This window comes from Tabrizicola sp. (assembly GCF_051645465.1).
Taxonomy (GTDB): Bacteria; Pseudomonadota; Alphaproteobacteria; order Rhodobacterales; family Rhodobacteraceae; genus Tabrizicola.
In genome coordinates, this window is record NZ_JBOFBI010000004.1 from 1 (window position 1) to 3200 (window position 3200).

The window sequence follows — 3200 nt, forward strand, 5'->3', positions numbered from 1 at the left end:
CAAGTGGCAGGATATCGGCGACGGATAGCGGGCTCATCAGCCAGATCGGCTTGAGGTCGGGCAAAAGCGCACCCGCCGGGCCATCCAGCAGTTCGCGGATCGACCGGTAGGCGCGGGTCTTACCAAACTCATGCTCCAACGCCCGACGGGCCTGCGACAGCGCCGCCTTCTGCGCCCGGTCGGCTGGGGAAAGGTCGCGGTCCGGCGTGTTGGTCAGCACTATCCCAGCGCGGAACCGCTGGATCGCGCGGGTCTCCAAAAGCCGGGCGTTCAGCACCTCCAGCTCGGCCCGGGCGGCGGCGATTGTGGAACGCGCTTCCGACAGCATCCCGGCGTCAATGGTCGCCAGCCCGGGCGCACGGGCCAGGGACCGGCGGACCGTTTCGTGCAAGACAGCGCTGTTCAGTTGGCCGGGGTCCAGCGGCAGCCGACGCAGCGCCTCCCAGATCGCCGGTGGCGCGGGGGCAAGCGGGGCCATCAGATGCTGTAGGTCCATCAGCTGTGGCAAGCCTTGCGACAGGGTGGCAATCACCTCGGGCGCGGCGGCAAGCGGCAGAAGTTCCAGCCCGGTTAGCCTGTCCCTCGTGTCGGCCAACAGGTCCCGGGACTGTGCGGCAAGCCTGGTGAGCGCTAGGATGCGCCCAGCAACCGCCGGGTCGCCCGCGCACACCGAATCCAGAAGCCCGCGACCGCCCTCCCCTGCCCCTGCATCCAGGTCGGCCATGACGGCTGAAAGGCTTGCGAAATCGTCAAAGCCGTGGTCGCGGGCCAGACGGCGGGCGGCTTGGTCCCAGGCGGCCATGGCCTGATGGTCGACCTGCAGATCAGCCAGAAGGTCGGTGATCCGGGGGCGAATGGCCAGAGCGGCAAGGTTGACCCGCCCAGCGACCACACGCTTCAACTGCCGCCACTCTCCCGACAAAAAGGCCAGAAGGCCGCCCTCCTTTGCCTGCGCCAGGCGGAGCGCGGAGTCGGTTTCGGACGGGGACAGCTTGTCGGTCCAGATCGCCGTCTTTGCCCGCGCGGCGGCAAGTGCCTGCGCCAGATCCTGCACGGCAAGGATCCCGTCACGCATGGCGCGCGCATCGGGGGACAGCGGATCCAACGCAGACAGCCGCCCGGCACGGGCGAAAGGCGCCAGACGCTCGGCAAGGGCAATCTGGTCCAGGGCCACACCCAGCGACAGACCGACCAGATGCGGCTGGGCAGCCATCGTGGCAAGGCGCGGCTGCAACCGGTCCAGGACCGGCATCAGGTCGCGCCGCAGGTCGCCGTTGCCCCACAAGGCTGGGGCGATCAGCCGTTCGGGACTAGCCGCCAGATGCAGCGCCCCGGTCATCCGGCGCAGGCCATCCAGCGCCCGGCGCACGTCGTCGCGCACGGCCAGCCAGTCGGCCAGGTCGGGCAGGACAGGGCGCAACTCTTCGGCCAGGGCGGCGACAGAAGGATGCGACAGCGCCTCTTCCAGCACGTCATGGAGCGCGGTTGCCGTGCCCGCCGCCGGCCCCGTCATGCTGCGCACCAGAAGCCGCACGTCGCGTGTGACGCTGCCGATCCGCTCCAGCACCGCACGGCGCTGTGCGTCGATCTGGCTTTCGGTAAAGCGCGGCGGCAGGTCGGCCCAGCCGGTATAGATCTGCTCAAGCTCTTTGACGAAATCGCGCTTGTTCTCCTGGCTGTCATGCACCAGCGCGCACATCGATCCCAGCCCCACGGCCCTTAGCCGGTTGAACACCACATCCAGCGCCGCCCGCTTTTCGCAAACGAACAGCACCCGCTTCCCGCGCCCGATATAGTCGGCGATCAGGTTGGCGATGGTCTGCGACTTGCCCGTCCCCGGCGGCCCCTGGATCACATAGCTTTGCCCCGACCGCGCCCGCAGCACCGCGCGGTCCTGCGACGGGTCCATCGCGATGACCGCAAAGCGGCTGTCCGGCGCCACGACCTGGGGCATCTCGTCGGCCAGCCGCGGCGCGCTGGAGAAGAAAAGATCGACATTGGCCGTCCGCCCCTCGGCCCCGGCCAGAAGATCGTTGTAGTCGCGCACCAGCGACATCTTGCGGTAGTTGAAGTTCGACAGCGTCACCGAGCAGAGGTCGAACGCCCATTCAAAGCGGCTCCGCGTTTCCTCGACATGCTGCAGCATCGTGCGCGACAGCTCGGTCACCGCGGGCTCTTCCACCATCGCCATCCGGTTGAAAAGGCGCGGCAAGGGGCGGCCCGCAAGCTCGCGGTTCGGCGCTTCGGCGAGGCGGACATATTCGTGGAAAAGCTGCACGCCCAACGGGTTATAGCCGGGCCGGTCGTAGGAATAGGTCATCCCCGCCCGTGACTTCAGCCCCTTCGTCACCGCGACCTGCCGCCGGTTGAACTGGTCCAGCCGCCGCCGCACCTTCTGGTGCAAAAGCCGCATCCGCGGCCGGTCGGCATAGTCGAGCGTCACGCCCGGCTCGCTCGCCTTGATCTGGCTTTCCAGCAGGCGGTGCAGGTTCGGCAGCGCCTCGGGGTCGGCAAGATCGACCGTCTGGGGCAGCTTGATGCCGTAAAGCCGCTCCAGAAAGAACGCGAGCGCGGGGTTCACCTCGGCCGTCGTTTCCTCCAGCTCTAGCGTGAAAGCGTCGCGCACCCCCTTGCGGCGCTTCAGCGTGACCCGCATCAGCAGAAGCGGTGACGAAATCGGGCTGTCGGGGGCGCTCTTCAGGTCGTACCAGCGCAGGAACACCGGCACCAACCGCAGCTGCGAGGCGCCGAATTCGCGCGCATCCCGGTCGGCATCGGCCCGCAGCCGGCCGAGGACCGAGGGCGCGAAAAGCACCTCCTCGAAGCGCAGGAATTCCCCCAGCGTGACCTCCTTGCCCGCCAGCAAAAGCTGCATCGGCCGCGAGCGGGCGGTGAACAGATCCTCGGCCCGGATCGCCTTGGGGTCGATCACCAGCGGCACCGAGGTTTCCGTGAGGTTCAACTCGCTTGCCGTGGGCTTGTGAAACACCAGCCGGTTGCGGCGGGTCAGGTCGTAAAGCCGGGCGCGCAACCGGCGCAGAAGGTCATCGCGCGGCTCGCCCTTGCCGGGGCGCGGGAGGGTGCCCTCGACCAGGCCGGTGTCGATCGCCCGGTGGTTTTCCAGGGTGGTGATCAGAAGCGCCAGGTCCTGCGCCCGGTCGTGACGCTCAAGCGCGGTCATCCGCTCGATCACCCGGCAG

At 68.2% G+C, this 3200-nt stretch carries 1 protein-coding gene; it reads right to left on the reverse strand.

Features of this window, described 5'->3' with window-relative positions; genetic code table 11:
* Positions 1 to 3181 (reverse strand): DUF4011 domain-containing protein (locus ACRCSW_RS00155; protein ID WP_438701973.1); only part of this gene is annotated, 3181 nt, incomplete at its 3' end.
* Positions 3182 to 3200 lie beyond the last annotated feature (19 nt).